General features: G+C 35.7%; 9 protein-coding genes, 15 tRNA genes and 3 rRNA genes. 25 read left to right on the top strand and 2 right to left on the bottom strand.

Annotated elements, in window-relative coordinates; all coding sequences use genetic code 11:
• The 23 genes from argS (at position 1) to L6653_RS04815 (ending at position 11,745) form a co-directional block, all read left to right on the top strand.
• The gene (gene argS, locus L6653_RS04925) at positions 1-1,701 is read left to right on the top strand and encodes an arginine--tRNA ligase (protein ID WP_236785766.1); all 1,701 of its coding nucleotides are present in this window, start codon (positions 1-3) and stop codon (positions 1,699-1,701) included.
• Positions 1,701-2,402, top strand: coding sequence for a hypothetical protein (locus L6653_RS04920; RefSeq protein WP_236785765.1), 702 nt, complete (start codon positions 1,701-1,703; stop codon positions 2,400-2,402). The genes argS and L6653_RS04920 overlap by 1 nt, the downstream gene beginning before the upstream one ends.
• Before the next feature lies 1 nt (position 2,403).
• On the top strand, positions 2,404-3,504 hold the full coding sequence (locus tag L6653_RS04915) for a tetratricopeptide repeat protein (protein WP_236785764.1): 1,101 nt from the start codon (positions 2,404-2,406) through the stop codon (positions 3,502-3,504).
• A 99-nt stretch (positions 3,505-3,603) separates the two neighbouring features.
• Positions 3,604-3,978 (top strand): RidA family protein, encoded by a 375-nt coding sequence (locus tag L6653_RS04910; RefSeq protein WP_039920558.1) that lies wholly within the window; start codon positions 3,604-3,606, stop codon positions 3,976-3,978.
• Positions 3,979-3,989: 11 nt separating this feature from the next.
• Positions 3,990-4,445, top strand: a complete 456-nt coding sequence (locus L6653_RS04905; protein ID WP_236785763.1) for a redoxin domain-containing protein — start codon at positions 3,990-3,992, stop codon at positions 4,443-4,445.
• 361 nt (positions 4,446-4,806) lie between these two features.
• Positions 4,807-6,332, top strand: a 16S ribosomal RNA gene (locus L6653_RS04900).
• A 100-nt stretch (positions 6,333-6,432) separates the two neighbouring features.
• Positions 6,433-6,508 (top strand) — tRNA-Ala (locus L6653_RS04895).
• 241 nt (positions 6,509-6,749) lie between these two features.
• Positions 6,750-9,811: ribosomal RNA gene (locus L6653_RS04890) — 23S ribosomal RNA — on the top strand.
• Positions 9,812-9,860: 49 nt separating this feature from the next.
• A 5S ribosomal RNA gene (rrf, locus tag L6653_RS04885) occupies positions 9,861-9,977 on the top strand.
• The 16S, 23S and 5S rRNA genes sit together here with 15 tRNA genes alongside, the layout of an rRNA operon.
• Positions 9,978-10,040: 63 nt before the next feature.
• Positions 10,041-10,115 (top strand) — tRNA-Asn (locus L6653_RS04880).
• Between the two features lie 64 nt (positions 10,116-10,179).
• Positions 10,180-10,256: transfer RNA gene (locus tag L6653_RS04875), tRNA-Met, on the top strand.
• A gap of 3 nt (positions 10,257-10,259) precedes the next feature.
• Positions 10,260-10,336 (top strand) — tRNA-Met (locus L6653_RS04870).
• A gap of 44 nt (positions 10,337-10,380) precedes the next feature.
• Positions 10,381-10,455: transfer RNA gene (locus L6653_RS04865), tRNA-Glu, on the top strand.
• A gap of 191 nt (positions 10,456-10,646) precedes the next feature.
• A tRNA-Glu gene (locus tag L6653_RS04860) sits at positions 10,647-10,721 on the top strand.
• Between the two features lie 3 nt (positions 10,722-10,724).
• Positions 10,725-10,800 (top strand) — tRNA-Val (locus tag L6653_RS04855).
• A 29-nt stretch (positions 10,801-10,829) separates the two neighbouring features.
• A tRNA-Asp gene (locus tag L6653_RS04850) sits at positions 10,830-10,906 on the top strand.
• 50 nt (positions 10,907-10,956) lie between these two features.
• Positions 10,957-11,032: transfer RNA gene (locus tag L6653_RS04845), tRNA-Thr, on the top strand.
• Between the two features lie 85 nt (positions 11,033-11,117).
• Positions 11,118-11,192, top strand: a tRNA-Gly gene (locus L6653_RS04840).
• Between the two features lie 7 nt (positions 11,193-11,199).
• Positions 11,200-11,273 (top strand) — tRNA-Gly (locus L6653_RS04835).
• 91 nt (positions 11,274-11,364) lie between these two features.
• Positions 11,365-11,441 (top strand) — tRNA-Arg (locus tag L6653_RS04830).
• Between the two features lie 27 nt (positions 11,442-11,468).
• Positions 11,469-11,545: transfer RNA gene (locus L6653_RS04825), tRNA-Arg, on the top strand.
• Positions 11,546-11,571: 26 nt separating this feature from the next.
• Positions 11,572-11,648, top strand: a tRNA-Arg gene (locus tag L6653_RS04820).
• A gap of 20 nt (positions 11,649-11,668) precedes the next feature.
• Positions 11,669-11,745, top strand: a tRNA-Arg gene (locus L6653_RS04815).
• 311 nt (positions 11,746-12,056) lie between these two features.
• On the opposite strand, the gene L6653_RS04810 is transcribed toward L6653_RS04815, so the two are convergent.
• Both L6653_RS04810 and L6653_RS04805 read right to left on the bottom strand, forming a co-directional pair.
• Entirely contained in the window at positions 12,057-12,761 is a 705-nt protein-coding gene (locus L6653_RS04810; RefSeq protein ID WP_236785762.1) for a B3/B4 domain-containing protein, read from the bottom strand.
• An 11-nt stretch (positions 12,762-12,772) separates the two neighbouring features.
• The gene (locus L6653_RS04805; RefSeq protein ID WP_236785761.1) at positions 12,773-14,035 is read right to left on the bottom strand and encodes a helix-turn-helix domain-containing protein; all 1,263 of its coding nucleotides are present in this window, start codon (positions 14,033-14,035) and stop codon (positions 12,773-12,775) included.
• Between the two features lie 297 nt (positions 14,036-14,332).
• On the opposite strand from L6653_RS04805, the gene L6653_RS04800 reads away from it, so the two are divergent.
• Positions 14,333-15,559, top strand: coding sequence for an arginine deiminase (locus L6653_RS04800; RefSeq protein ID WP_236785760.1), 1,227 nt, complete (start codon positions 14,333-14,335; stop codon positions 15,557-15,559).
• A gap of 59 nt (positions 15,560-15,618) precedes the next feature.
• Entirely contained in the window at positions 15,619-16,623 is a 1,005-nt protein-coding gene (gene argF / locus L6653_RS04795; RefSeq protein WP_236785759.1) for an ornithine carbamoyltransferase, read from the top strand.
• The last annotated feature ends 13 nt before the right edge of the window (positions 16,624-16,636 follow it).

Here is a 16,636-nt window from a genome sequence, read left to right as displayed (position 1 = left end):
ATGAAAGATTTTAAAGAATTAATAGCTAAAAAGCTAGAAGAAAAAGACCTAGGCTTGGATTATGAGAAAATTTATGATTTAATTGAAATTCCACCTCAAGAAAATATGGGAGATTTTGCATTTCCATGCTTTACTCTAGCTAAAACTATGAGAAAAAACCCTAAACTTATTGCAGAAGAAATAGCAAAAAGTTTAGAAATTGAAGGTGTAGAAAAAGTAGAAAATGAAAATGCCTATGTAAACTTCTTTTTAGACAGACAAAAAGTATCTAATGACGTTATTAACGAAGTTTTAGAAAAAGAAGATGACTATGGAAAAAGTGACATGGGTAAGGGAATCAACGAACTTGTTGAATTCTCATCTGTAAATATTGCTAAGCCTTTCCACATTGGTCACATTAGATCAACTGTTATTGGTGATGTTATTAGAAACATTTACGAATACCTTGGATACAATGTTACAGCTTCAAACTACATTGGAGATTATGGTACCCAATTTGGTGTAATGATTGCAGCTTACAAACTTTGGGGAGACAAAGAAGCTATCGATAAAGATCCTATCAACGAACTTTTAAATTTATATGTAAGATATACAAAAGAAGCGGAAGATAACGAAGAATACCAAGAAAAAGCAAGAGAAGAATTCAAAAATCTTGAAGATGGTGAAGAAGAAGCTATGAGCCTATGGCAATGGTTTAAAGACTTATCTTTGAGAGAATTTGATAAAGTTTATGGAATGCTTGATATAAAATATGATAACTATCACGGAGAAAGTTACCATTCAAAATGGATGCCAGCAGCTCTTGAAGAATTAAAAGAAAAAAATCTTTTGGTAGAATCTGATGGAGCTTATATTGTAGACTTGAGTGAATTCAATCTACCACCATCAATGTTAATAAAATCAAACGGATCTTCAGCTTATATCACAAGAGACGTTGCCACAGCACTTTACAGACACAGAACTTACGGACTAGACAAAAACATCTACGTTGTAGGAAGTCAACAAAAACTACATTTCCAACAATTAAAGAAAATTTTATACCTAATGGGACACGAAGATGTAAGTGATGAAATTTTACACGTACAATTTGGTATGGTTTCATTAAAAGACCAAGTTCTTTCAACAAGAAGAGGACACGTTGTTTTCTTGGAAGATGTTTTAAATAAAACAATTGAAAAAACATATTCAATTATGAAAGATAGAGACAATCAAATTGAAGATCTTGATGAAGCTGCAAGAATTGTAGGAATCGGTGCAGTTAAATTCCAAGAATTATACAACTCAAGAATCAAAGACTATGTTTTTGATTGGGATGAATTATTAAACTTTGAAGGTGAAACAGGTCCATATGTTCACTACACATACGCAAGAGCTAAATCTGTTTTAAGAAAGGCCGGAAAAGAAGATATTGGACAATTAACATTTGAAAAATTAAATTCAGATGAAGAATACAGCTTGATCAAATCTATTGAAAGTTTCCAAGATGCAGTAATCCTTGCTAAAGATAGACTAGAACCATCAGTAGTTGCAAGAAAAGTAATGGAAATTGCTCAAAAATTCAATAAATTTTACAATTCTACACAAATATTAGTAGATGATGAAAAATTAAAAGAAGAAAGACTTGCCCTAACCAAAGCTACATCAATAGTAATTAAAAATGGTTTGGGAATATTAGGAATCAAAACAGTGGAACAAATGTAATGAATGAAAGAATTATAGATTTTTTAGAATGTTCTAAATACGCATTTTCAGAAAGTGTAAAAAAAATAAAAAAATCCTATATTCTTTTCATATCTTTGATAGTTAGGTCTATATTTGAAGGCATGAAGGGTTTATCAATTTTAAACTCTTCTTACCTAGCATCATTAATAAATTATCTAATAGAAATTTTGATTTTATGTTTTGTAGCACAAGCTTTAAGATCAATAGTTCTTTACAATAATACAGGAAAAAAATCTATAGAAAATTCCATATCGAATTTTTTCTATCTAATAATGGCTGCTATGTTTTCAATTTATATAGTTGAGTTAATATTTGACAATTTGTTAGGCGGAATCAATCCTACAGTTTCATACACATTAAAAATCCTATTTAAATTTTTTACATCAGCTGTGATAGAACTTGTATATATAGATAGCGTTTATGGATTTACCATACTTATAGATTCATTTAATTTTGTAAAAAACAATATATTTATATGGGGGATTTATGCCCTTATATATACCTTGGTAGAAACATTTTTAATAAATAAAATTGTAGTAAATACTTTGGTTTTAGGAAATGAATTTATATTTGTAATGCTATTAGCAATTTGGGAGACCCTATTTTTATTGTTTAAAGGACATTTGTATAAGATTTTATCAAAACATTCCTACGGACAAAGAAAATTCATGAGAGGATAAAATGGCAAAAATAGACCAATATTTTTTGAATTTTACAGACAAACTTGGATATATAGACCTAAAAAAAGAATCATCATACGATTTATTAAACCAAACTCCCCTAGCACTTTATACAGAAGACTTATCAGAAAATGTAATAAGCGGAGAATTTGAAAATAAAATAAATCTAGATATAATTTTGGACGGACTAATAATGAACCTTGCTATAGACAAGGACTTTAAATACAGAGATTCCTATATAAAAATAATAGAAAATTATATAAAAAATATAGGAGCTTATACTACACAAAAAGCCCTAAAAAATTTGGACAAAAAAAATGAAAAGGCCCTCCTCTTATTAAGAGGAGGCTATATCATTAACCCATTCGATAAATATAACGCCTATAATTATGCTAGACTTTTGTGGCCAAAAGCCTATGAAGATACAGAATATAAGGATGAATTTATCAAAGAATCCCTTAGAATTTTACAAGATATAATTAGCCAAGACGAAGATTTTCCACTTTCATATTATGAATTAGGAAATATATATGCAAATCTTGGAGAATATATAAAAGCAAGATCTTATTATGAAAATGCCCTCCAAAGAACAAAAGATATAGAAGCCCAAGATGAAATAAGAGATAAAATTAAAATGATATTTGATAATGCAGAAATCGAAGAAGGACTTTACTATATAGGAAAAGGAAACTTCGACAAGGCAATTCAAATTCTAACCAGACTCTTATCAAAAACAAAAAGAGCAGATGCCTACTATTATTTAGGAGTAGCCTATCAAAATATAGGACAATACGAAAATTCAAACCTAGCTTTTGAAAATTCCCTAGAAAAAGGCGGAGAATTTAGAGAGCTTTACAATGACTATTCGATAAGCCTATACGCATCAGAAAAACCAACCGATGCAATAGCAATAATAAACCAAGGCTTAAAAAAATATCCAGAAGATCCAAGAATGATCTACAATAGATTACAAATAAATTTATCATTAAATAACATCAACAAGGCAAAAGAAGATATAGAAAATCTAGAAAGCTACGATGACTTAAGCGATGAAATTACAAGAAATCTACAAATAATAAAAAATCAATTTAACCTAAATTAATCTCAAATTAAATTTTGAGATTTTTTTTATTTCAGTTGAATAAAAATAGAAAAAAAGTATGTTTATAATATAATAACGTTTACTATTAAGGAGGAAATTATGAAAATAATTGAAACAAAAAATGCACCAGGAGCAGTAGGAGCATATTCACAAGGAATAGTATCAAACGGCTTTGTATATTCATCAGGACAACTACCATTAGTTCCAGAAACAGGTGAATTAATTTCAGATGATGTTAAAAAAGCAACAAGACAATCATTAGAAAATGTAAAAGCAATAGTAGAAGCAGGCGGATCATCAGTAGAAAAAATTGTAAAAGTAAATATTTTCTTAGATGATGTAAATGACTTTGCAGCAGTAAATGAAGCTTATGCAGAATTTTTCGGAGATCATAAACCAGCAAGAAGCTGTGTAGAAGTAGGCAAACTTCCAAAAAACGGTCTATTAGAAATTGAAGCAATAGCAGAAATATAATAGGAAAATAAATGTCAATAATAAAAAAAGGTGAAAAAGCACCATTATTTAATATAAAAGATCAAAACGCAGAAGATGTAAACTTAGAACAATATAGAGGAAAAAAAGTAATACTTTCATCCCACCCATTAGCATTCACATCAGTATGCGCAGATCAAATGAGATCATTAGAAAGAAATTTCGATAGAATTCAAGAAAAAGGAGAAACTGTAGTAATTGGACTTTCAATAGATCCACAACCATCAAAAAAAGCATGGGCTGCAGTATTAAACATCGATAATGTAAAATTTGCATCAGACTTTTTCCCATTAGGAGAAGTAGCAAAAGCTTACGGAATATTCAATGAAGAAAATTCCGCAAGCAAAAGAGCAAATATAATTATAGATGAAGAGGGAATTGTTAAGTGGTCAAAAGAATATCCACAAGCACAATTACCGGATATAGAAGAAGTAATAGAAAATCTATAAAAATATTTGACAAAATAAAAAAATAATAATATACTAATATAGCTGTTTGAAACAGCTATATTTTTTTACCTCGTTTAAATTAGTTAAGAAAGAAGATTGAGAAAAAAGATTCAAAAAACTTTCAAAAAAAACTTGACAATAAAAATAAACGAGATATAATAAAAAAGTCGACACCAGAAAAGCAGTCGAGAAAAGTAAATAAAAAGAAAAATATTTACAAAAAAACTTGACAAGTAATAAAAAAGGTGGTAGACTTAAATAGTCAGTAACAACTGACGATGAACCTTTAAACAAATAAATACTACTACAAAGTTAATTACTTTGAGACCAAACGAAAAATGACAAAAGTCAAGATCAAACTATAATTGAGAGTTTGATCCTGGCTCAGGATAAACGCTGGCGGCGTGCATAACACATGCAAGTCGAACGATGAAGCTTAGTTGATTTCTTCGGAATGATTTTAAGTGAATTAGTGGCGAACGGGTGAGTAACACGTGAGTAACCTGCCTTACACAAGGGGATAGCCTTTGGAAACGAAGAATAATACCCTATAACGTCAAAATATCGCATGATATAGTGACCAAAGATTTATCGGTGTAAGATGGACTTGCGTCTGATTAGCTAGTTGGTGAGATAAAAGCCCACCAAGGCGACGATCAGTAGCCGGCTTGAGAGAGTGTACGGCCACATTGGGACTGAGACACGGCCCAAACTCCTACGGGAGGCAGCAGTGGGGAATTTTGCACAATGGGGGAAACCCTGATGCAGCGACGCCGCGTGATTTAGAAGGCCTTCGGGTTGTAAAAATCTTTTTTATGGGATGAAAATGACAGTACCATAAGAATAAGGTCCGGCTAAATACGTGCCAGCAGCCGCGGTAATACGTATGGACCGAGCGTTGTCCGGAATCATTGGGCGTAAAGGGTACGTAGGCGGCCTAGTAAGTTAGAAGTGAAATAATATAGCTCAACTATATAAAGCTTTTAAAACTGCAAGGCTTGAGAGATGGAAGGGAAAGTGGAATTCCTAGTGTAGCGGTGAAATGCGCAGATATTAGGAAGAATACCGGTGGCGAAGGCGACTTTCTGGTCATCATCTGACGCTGAGGTACGAAAGCGTGGGTAGCAAACAGGATTAGATACCCTGGTAGTCCACGCTGTAAACGATGAGTGTTAGGTTCTTGGAATAATCTGGGAGCCGCAGCTAACGCATTAAACACTCCGCCTGGGGAGTACGCACGCAAGTGTGAAACTCAAAGGAATTGACGGGGACCCGCACAAGCAGCGGAGCATGTGGTTTAATTCGACGCAACGCGAAGAACCTTACCAAGTCTTGACATATTACGGCGAAAATTAGAGATAATTTTCTATGACTTCGGTCAACTGTAATACAGGTGGTGCATGGTTGTCGTCAGCTCGTGTCGTGAGATGTTGGGTTAAGTCCCATAACGAGCGCAACCCCTATCGTTAGTTACCATCATTAAGTTGGGGACTCTAGCGATACTGCCGGTGATAAACCGGAGGAAGGTGGGGACGACGTCAAATCATCATGCCCTTTATGACTTGGGCTACACACGTGCTACAATGGCAGGTACACAGGGCAGCGAAAGAGCGATCTGAAGCGAAACTCACAAAACCTGTCCCAGTTCGGATTGTACTCTGCAACTCGAGTACATGAAGTTGGAGTTGCTAGTAATCGCGAATCAGAATGTCGCGGTGAATGCGTTCCCGGGTCTTGTACACACCGCCCGTCACACCATGGGAGTTGGCAATACCCGAAGCCTGTGAGCGAACCTTTTGGACGCAGCAGTCGAAGGTAGGGTCAGTAACTGGGGTGAAGTCGTAACAAGGTAGCCGTATCGGAAGGTGCGGCTGGATCACCTCCTTTCTAAGAGTAAAAAGTCGGTACGCTGACTTTTACCAAAGAAAATTTAAAAAAAACTTTGTTTGGAACGAAGTAAACTTTGTAGTAAAATTAAAGGTTACATGGGGGTGTAGCTCAGTTGGGAGAGCACCTGCCTTGCACGCAGGGGGTCAAGAGTTCGAATCTCTTCATCTCCACCAAGCCCATAATCGAGGGGTGAAAGATTTCAAAGAAATCTTTCATTATTTTTCGACATTTGCGAAGCAAATAAGAAAAATAACGTTAGATTACAGTAAATAACCAGACAAAACTCGAACAGGGCAATAATGCGATGATTTTTGGAAAACCAAAAATCCCTGCATAAGGAATTTCATCAACTCATAAATTTGCTGTGACAATTCCATTAGAACCTAATAAAATTAAATAGCTATAAATATTTCCAGTCAAGAAAGCAAGGGCACAAGGTGGATGCCTTGGCACATGAAGGCGAAAAAGGACGTAAGTGAACGAAAACTAGGGTAAGCTCACAAAAAGCATTGACCCCTAGGTCTCCGAATGGGGCAACCCGGTTGTGGAAGACACAATCATTACTAAGTGAATACATAGCTTAGTAAGGCGATACCCTGCGAACTGAAACATCTAAGTAGCAGGAGGAAAAGAAAGAAACATCGATTTTCTAAGTAGCGGCGAGCGAACGGAAAAGAGCCTAACTCATTAAACGATTTTAAATCTAGTAGAATTATCTGAAAAGCTAAACCAAAGAAAGTGAAAGTCTTGTAAACGAAAGATTTAAGAAAGTAAGAGGGAAAGTATCACCGGGCACGAGTAACCCGGTGTGAAGATAGGGGGCCCATCCCCTAAGGCTAAATACTAACATGTGACCGATAGTGAACAAGTACCGTGAGGGAAAGGTGAAAAGAACCCCGCAAGGGGAGTGAAATAGAACCTGAAACCTAGTGCCTACAAGCAGACAGAGCGTGAGAGAACGTGATGTCGTACCTTTTGTAGAATGGGCCAGCGAGTTATTCTAAATTGCAAGGTTAATGATTTAAGATCAGAAGCCGTAGCGAAAGCGAGTCTTAATAGGGCCAAAGTAAGTTAGAATAGACCCGAAACCGGGTGATCTATCCATGGTCAGAGTGAAGTTGAAGTAAAATTCAATGGAGGCTCGAACCGGGTGCGGTTTAAAACGCATCGGATGAACTGTGGATAGGGGCGAAAAACCAAACGAACCCGGAGATAGCTGGTTCTCCTCGAAATAGCTTTAGGGCTAGCCTCTGACCTAAGATTTTAGGAGGTAGAGCACTGAATGGTCTAGGGCGGAGATCCGTACCAAAACCTATCAAACTCCGAATGCCAAAAAATCAAGTCAGGGAGTCAGACTTAGGGGGATAAGCTTCTAAGTCGAAAGGGAAACAGCCCAGACCGACAGCTAAGGTCCCAAAATTTGAATTAAGTGGAAAAGGATGTGAATCTACTAAGACAACCAGGACGTTGGCTTAGAAGCAGCCATGCATTTAAAGAATGCGTAATAGCTCACTGGTCAAGTGGGTTTGCGCCGAAAATGAACGGGGCTAAATTCAATACCGAAGCTTCGGATTAATAGAGGGATTAAGTTTACAAATGAGACTAGGAAATATTTAACAAAAACAGAAGAGATTAAGAAAATACAAATTTCAGACGCAGACATAAAGATAGGATATTAAAGAAAAATATTCAAAAAAACACAAGTCTAAAGTCAAAGTGAGTAACATAAGAAATTATGAACTAACAATCACTGGTTAAGAGTTAAAAACTAGGACTCATAGCTAAACTTAATACCTCTATTAGTGGTAGAGGAGCATTGTATTAGAGACGAAGCCAAGGCGAAAGCAAAAGTGGATCTAATACAAGAGAGAATGCTGGCATGAGTAGCGAGAAGGAGTGTGAGAATCACTCCCGTCGAAACCCTAAGGACTCCTGAGCAAGGCTCGTCCCCTCAGGGAAAGTCGGGACCTAAGCCAAGGCCGAAAGGCGTAGGCGATGGATAACAGGTTTATATTCCTGTACCGCTTGAAGTCGTTAAGAGAGACGTGATGACGCAAAAGGATAATCAAAGCCATCCGATGGATGATGGTCTAAAGCCGTAGGAAGAAAAGTAGGCAAATCCGCTTTTCACAAATTCTGAAAGCCGATAGGTATCGAAAACATAAGTAGAGAAGTTGATGACTCCATGTTGCCAAGAAAAGTCACTATCCAGACCAAAGCGCCCGTACCAAAACCGACACAGGTAGGGAGGTAGAGAATACCAAGACGCGCGGAAGAACCTTTGTTAAGGAACTCGGCAAAATGTCCCCGTAACTTCGGGAGAAGGGGAGCCAAAGAGATTTGGCCACAGAAACCAGGCCCAAGCGACTGTTTACCAAAAACACAAGTTTCTGCAAAATCGCAAGATGAAGTATAGGAGCTGACACCTGCCCGGTGCTGGAAGGTTAAGGGGAAGGCTTAGAGCAATCGAAGGCTAGAACTTAAGCCCCAGTAAACGGCGGCCGTAACTATAACGGTCCTAAGGTAGCGAAATTCCTTGTCGGGTAAGTTCCGACCCGCACGAAAGGTGTAACGATTTGGGCACTGTCTCAACAAAGGATCCGGTGAAATTGTAGTAGTCGTGAAGATGCGACTTACCCACGCTAGGACGGAAAGACCCCGTGGAGCTTTACTGTAGGCTGATATTGGATTTTGAGATTAAATGTACAGGATAGTTGGGAGACTGAGATATCTGGATGCCAATCTAGGAGGAGTCACTGGTGGGATACCAACCTTTTAATATCAAAGTTCTAACCATAGCCCTTGAATCAGGGCATGGGACATTGTCAGTTGGGCAGTTTGACTGGGGCGGTCGCCTCCTAAAAAGTAACGGAGGCGTTCAAAGGTTCGCTCAGAATGGACGGAAACCATTCGTAGAGTATAAAGGCACAAGCGAGCTTAACTGCGAGAGCTACAACTCAAGCAGAGTCGAAAGACGGACTTAGTGATCCGGTGGTACCGCATGGAAGGGCCATCGCTCAACGGATAAAAGCTACCCCGGGGATAACAGGCTTATCTCCCCCAAGAGTCCACATCGACGGGGAGGTTTGGCACCTCGATGTCGGCTCGTCTCATCCTGGGGCTGGAGTAGGTCCCAAGGGTTGGGCTGTTCGCCCATTAAAGAGGCACGCGAGCTGGGTTCAGAACGTCGTGAGACAGTTCGGTCCCTATCCAGCGTGGGCGTAAGAAATTTGAGAGGAGCTGTCCTTAGTACGAGAGGACCGGGATGGACGCACCAATGGTGTACGAGTTGTTAGGCCACTAGCATGGCTCGGTAGCTAAGTGCGGGATTGATAAGTACTGAAAGCATCTAAGTACGAAGCAGGCCTCAAGATAAGATTTCTCAGAGTAGGTAAAGAAAATACCTTAGATAGGTCCAAGGTGTAAGTGCAGTAATGTATTAAGCTAATGGATACTAAACTTTAAATCTTGACTGGAAATATTTATAGCTATTGATTAAGAGGTTTAAAAAAAGAATATAAAATATCTGGTGACAATAGCAGAAGGGATACACCTGTTTCCATACCGAACACAGAAGTTAAGCCTTCTAACGCCGATGGTACTCGGAGGGAGACCTCCCGGGAGACTAGGAAGTTGCCAAACTTATAAAATATCTTCTATTTTAAGTAATAGAGGATATTTATATAAGATTTTTTTGTTTATAGTGCTTAGGTAGCTCAATGGTGGAGCACCCGGCTGTTAACCGGTAGGTTGTGGGTTCGAGCCCCACCCTGAGCGCCAACATTATCCTTTACTAAATAGAGTAAACAAGTGGCTCAATTCATTTACTTCTTAGAAGTTATGTCGCGGGATGGAGCAGCTTGGTGGCTCGTCGGGCTCATAACCCGGAGGTCGTAGGTTCAAATCCTACTCCCGCAACCATGTGGCGAAGTAGCTCAGTTGGCTAGAGCATTCGGTTCATACCCGGAGTGTCAAGAGTTCAAGTCTCTTCTTCGCTACCATTTTTTTATAAGCTCTTAGCTTATTAACCAGCATGGAGCTTTTTGGCTCCATGGTCAAGTGGTTAAGACACCAGCCTCTCACGCTGGTATCCCGGGTTCAAATCCCGGTGGAGTCACCACTATTTTTTCTTGTAAGGCCCTATGGTCAAGCGGTTTATGATCCTAACCCAATTTATGAAATAAATTGATGGTAGGTCAGATGGTAGCGGTGTTTCAAAGTTGTTTGAAACTTTGTCAACAAGCCGACTAAGACATTTGCAGCTTGCTGCAAGATTAAAAAAGTATAGTTTATAAATATAATATTGATTGAGGCCCTATGGTCAAGCGGTTAAGACATCGCCCTTTCACGGCGGTATCCCGGGTTCAAATCCCGGTAGGGTCACCAAATGGAAGTATAGCTCAGTTGGGAGAGCATCTGCCTTACAAGCAGGGGGTCACAGGTTCGAGCCCTGTTACTTCCACCAATACATTTTTTATTATTTAAACCTTTTATGGCTTAGTAGTTCAGCTGGTTAGAATGCCGCCCTGTCACGGCGGAGGTCGTGGGTTCGAATCCCATCTAAGTCGCCAACTGCTAGTCCGGCTGATATAGGACTTGGATTTCAGTAGAGATCCAATGTGCTGATGTAGCTCAATTGGTAGAGCAATTGATTTGTAATCAATAGGTTGTAGGTTCAAGTCCTATCATCAGCTCCAATTTTATTGTGAAATAAAATTTATAGAGAAATAGCTTGGTTAATAGATTTTATAAAAAAATGAAATCAATTTCATATTTTCTTTTGCGGAAGTGGCTCAGTGGTAGAGTATCGCCTTGCCAAGGCGAGGGTCGCGGGTTCGAATCCCGTCTTCCGCTCCAAAAATTTGCGGGTGTAGCTCAGTGGTAGAGCCCCAGCCTTCCAAGCTGGTTGCGAGGGTCCGATTCCCTTCACCCGCTCCATTTTTTAATATACTTTTATTTTTTTAAAAATTATGCTATAATTGTATTAGATTAAAGTATTACTTTAGTATTAGATATTTATTTTGAATTTGCGCCTGTAGCTCAGCTGGATAGAGCAACGGACTTCTAATCCGTGTGTCAGAGGTTCGACTCCTCTCAGGCGCGCCAAATATCTTTTTATTTTATTTTGAACCTGCGCCTGTAGCTCAGCTGGATAGAGCAACGGACTTCTAATCCGTGTGTCAGAGGTTCGACTCCTCTCAGGCGCGCCAAATTTTTTTATATTTTATTTTAACTTGCGCCTGTAGCTCAGCTGGATAGAGCAACGGACTTCTAATCCGTGTGTCAGAGGTTCGACTCCTCTCAGGCGCGCCAATATTTTATTTATATATTGAGCGGTATTAGCTCAGTTGGATAGAGCGACTGGCTACGGACCAGTAGGCCTGGGGTTCGAATCCTCAATGCCGCGCCATGTTTTATTAGATAGCTTATTTATAGTGTTTATAAGCTATCTTTTTTATTGTTACATTTTGTGTTACACTATTATTTCATTTTTGAATTATAAATTTATTTTATATTTTGATGTAATTATTTTTTATTGAATTTCGTTTATTTTTTAAGTTTATAGTGATATTTGTTTTAAATTGATTTTTCTGTATATTTTCTCGAAAATAAAAATTTCTTATCATTTAAATAAAAAACTGACCTCATTGAGTTAATTTTAGGTCTAACTTTTTGAGGTCAGTTTATTCTGCTTGATTTCAGTTTTTTTATCTAATTTATTTATTTTATTTCTATACTTGGATTGTCTTTTGTTATAAAGTGGATTTCTAAATTTCCTTCTAGGTGATTATCTAGATTTTCTGCTAGATAGTTTATTGCTTCTTTTAGGTCTTCTTTTCTTTCTGGATCTATATTTTCCATAAACAATATTGCATTTTTTGTATCTTCTGTTATCATTGTTCTTTGGCCATCTCTCCAGTTGAAGCATCTGCAAATTGCACCTTGATCATCTTTATAGCAAAGTTCTCCTTCAAGAGTTGGGGAATTTTTATCATCTCCTATAGGTTGAAATTCATCTCCACCTTGGGTGATTTCTAGTTTTATATCTCCGATAAATTTGTCCATATCTTCTGCTCCACATGGGAGTGCGTATGTTAGTGATGTTGTATTATAGATATCTACTAGGGGATTGATGCTTCCAACGTCTTTATCTTTTGAAACTCTTTTTAGTAGGGCTTCTATTGAACAGCGTGCTCCTTTTTTTGTTTTGAATAATTTGAAGGCATCTCTCCATACTTTTATTACTGGATTTTCGCTAAATACTGGTTTTGTAAGATAAGTTAGGGCTTTATCGTGTGCATCATCAAGTTTATCTTTTATTTCCCTACTTGATTTTTCTTCCATTTTTATGTCTTTAAATAGAATAATTCCTATTTCAGCTTCTGGGAAAAGCTCCCAAAAAGATTCGCTTGCAATAAATTTCATATTTTTCTCCTTTATATTATATTTCCATCAGAGTCTTGGAAGTTTATTGTTGTCCTAAAATCGTTAGGGGATAGGCCTACAATTCTCCTAAAAGCTCTTTGGAAGGTTCTTGTTGAATTGTACCCGACTTTCATGGCAATATCTATTATTTTCAAATCTGTCGTTTTTAGAAGTTCACAGGATTTTGAGATTCTTAGTGAATCTAAAAATTCATAGAAATTTTTTTCAAATTGAAAATAGATAAGTCTGTTTACTTCTGATGTTGATATACCAAATTTTTTTGCTACTTTTCCGATTGTAAGGTCAGAGTCTGTGAAATTTCTAATTTCATATTTTATAACATTGTCTAATAGTTTAACTTCATTTTGTTTTAAGCTTACTTGCTTTATATTGTAGTATTTTTTGAATTCACCCGGATTTATTCCCTCAGTATTTTCAAATATCTTTGTAAAGTGGGATGAATCTGTATAGCCTACACTTTTTGCTATTTCATTTAGGCTTTTTTCTGAAAACATTAATAGGTCTATTGCTTTTGAAAATCTAATCCTATTTAGCAATTCAGAAAATGTAAAACCTGTATTTTCTTCCAAATATTTGCTCAGACTTGATTTACTAATAAAAAATGTTGAAGAAAGTCTGTCTAAAGTAAGTTTTTCGTTCATATGTGAGTACATATATCTTAATATTTGGTTGATTTTAGTTTGGTGATCATAGTTTTCATTTGTATTTATTTCACATTTATTTTCAAATCTTATAAATTTTATTAATATCCTTATTATAGATGATATGAGAAATTCATCTTTATATGGTTTTTCTTGAACTTCTTCGTGGAAAGAATTATTTCCTACTTCATTTTTTATTTCAATGAAAGAATTTTTCATATAGTGAAAAGACTCATTATCCAAAATTTTTATAGGATTTTTTGATAATGATTCTATTGAGTTAATTTGATCTTTTCTTAAGTTACAAATATTTCTAAGATCATCGTTTATTATTTGAAAATTATAGACAATTTTATAGAATTCTAAATCTTCTGTAACATCGGTAATTGTAGTAATATCCCAAGGTAGTATAGATATCATAGTGTTTTTTTCTATGATATATTCAACTCCATTTATCATAAACTTGCCCTTTCCCTTTTTAAACAAGAGAAGTCTTGCAGTGCTATGAATTAATGTTGTTGTAGAATTATCTTGAAATTCTACTTCAAAACTACAAATTTTAGATAAATCTGAAATTGCAGAAATTTTGGTTTGTATATTACTAATAACCATAAATAACCTCTTTATCTTAATTTCTTATTTATCTATATTATATAATATTTTGACTCTTTTTACTAATTTTTAGCCATTTATTAATAATTTTCCAAAATTTCCCTTATGAAAATCTTTTCATTTGAATATATTTTACAATAAAGAATCAAAAATTTGTCGTGAAAAATAAAATGATTAGAGTATACTATTGATGTAAACGATATGAGTGATTTAAAAAATCAATTTTAAAAAGGTATTTAAGCGTAGCCTTTTTTTAATTTAAAACTCACTCTATTTATATATATTTTAGGAGGAAGTATGACAAAAATACAAGTAACAAGTGAGATTAAGCCACTAAAAAAAGTTTTGGTACACAGACCAGGCGAAGAATTATTAAATTTAACACCATCAACTCTTGAGGAATTATTATTCGATGATATTCCAGATTTAAAATTAGCTCAAGAAGAACATGATAGATTCACAGATATCATGAGAGACAACGGTGTAGAAGTTGTTTATCTTGAAGATTTAATGGCTGAAACACTAGACGCTAATGAAGGACTAAGAGAAAAATTCTTAGAAGAATATCTAAGCGAAACTGGTTGTGAGGATAAGGATATCCTAGCAAAAGCTAAAGAGTATTTAGAAAAAATTGAAGATACAAAAGAATTTGTTGAAAAAACAATGGCTGGTTTAACACTTAAAGAATTAGGACTTTTCAAAGAAGAAGACCTACACGAAATGGTTGTTGGACAATCTTACCTTGCAATTAACCCAATGCCAAACCTATACTTTACAAGAGATCCATTCTCATCAGTAGGAAACGGTGCAGTTATAAATAAAATGTATTCTGTAACAAGAAACAGAGAAACAATTTATTGTGACTATATCTTTAGATTCCATCCAGAATATAAAGAAGTTCCAGATCTTTATGGAAGAAAAAATGAATTCCATATAGAAGGTGGAGATACATTCAACGGTAATGAAAATACACTTTTAATTGGTATTTCTCAAAGAACTCAATATGATGCTATCAAATTATTAGCTAAAAAATTATTCTTTGGAGATGTAGAAAATAAAATTGAAAAAATCTATGCATTAAAGATTGACGAAAACAGAGCTTTCATGCACTTAGATACTGTATTTACACAAATTGATTATGATGCATTCACATACCATCCAGCAATCATCAAAGAAATGGAAGTTAAAATCATTACAAAAGATGAAGAAAACAATGATTTACACATTGAAACAGCATCAGGAAAATTAGATGAAATCCTAGCAAAAGCATTAGGAATTGAAAAAGTTCGTTTAATTCCATGTGGTGGTGGAGACCCAATAGCTGCTGAAAGAGAACAATGGAATGATGGATCAAACACATTAACACTTGCTCCAGGAAAAGTTTTAGTATACAAGAGAAACATTGTAACAAACGAAGTACTAAGAAAAGAAGGAATTGAAGTACTAGAATTAGATGCATCCAACCTAACAGTAGGTCGTGGTGGTCCAAGATGTATGTCAATGCCTCTTGAAAGAGAACTATAAGAAAAAAGTAAGTTAGTAACTAAAAATTAATAAAGAAAAACAATTAAGGAGAAAAAAACATGCCAGTAAATTTACAAGGACAAAGTATATTAGGATTAAAATTCCTAACAGAAGATGAAATTAAATACCTAATCGATTTAGGTGAACAATTCAAAAAATTAAAATTAACAAGAACTCCTCACAGATATCTTGAAGGAAAAAATATAGTATTATTATTTGAAAAAACTTCAACAAGAACACGTTGTTCATTTGAAGTTGCAGGAATGGACTTAGGAATGGGAGTAACATACCTTGATCCAGGTTCAAGCCAAATGGGACACAAAGAATCAATCGAAGATACAGCAAAAGTATTGGGAAGATTCTATGATGGAATCGAATACAGAGGATTTGACCAAGAATTAGTTGAAAAATTAGCTAAATACTCTGGAGTTCCAGTATGGAATGGTCTAACAGATGAATTCCACCCAACACAAATGATAGCAGATATGCTAACAATCAAAGAAAACTTTGGATACCTAAAAGGATTAAACTTTGTATTCATGGGTGATTGCAGAAATAACGTAAGTAACTCACTAATGGTTGCATGTGCTAAACTTGGAATTAACTACACAGGTTGTGGTCCAAAAGAATTATGGGCAGATGAAAAATTAGTTGCAGAAGCTAAAGAATTTGCAAAAGTTCACGGATCAAAAGTAGAATTTACAGAAAACGTAGAAGAAGCAGCAAAAGGTGCTCATGCAGTTTATACAGATATTTGGGTATCTATGGGAGAACCAAAAGAAGTTTGGGAAAAGAGAATTGAAATTCTTCACCCATTCCAAGTAAACCAAAAAGTTATGGATCTTGCTGATGATGATGCAATATTCCTACACTGTCTACCATCATTCCACGATCTTGAAACAACAACAGGTGTTGACGTTAACGAAAAATTCGGAGACAAATACGATCTTGATGGTATGGAAGTAAAAGACGAAGTATTTTTAGGAAAACAAAGTAAAGTATTTGATCAAGCAGAAAACAGAATGCATACAATCAAAGCTATAATGTATGCAACATTAAAGTAGAAAAAGAAACGGA

The organism is Anaerococcus ihuae (assembly GCF_928368155.1).
GTDB classification, from domain to species: Bacteria; Bacillota; Clostridia; order Tissierellales; family Peptoniphilaceae; genus Anaerococcus; species Anaerococcus ihuae.
Note: the sequence above shows the minus strand (reverse complement) of the source record. Positions and strands in the feature narration are given on the sequence as shown.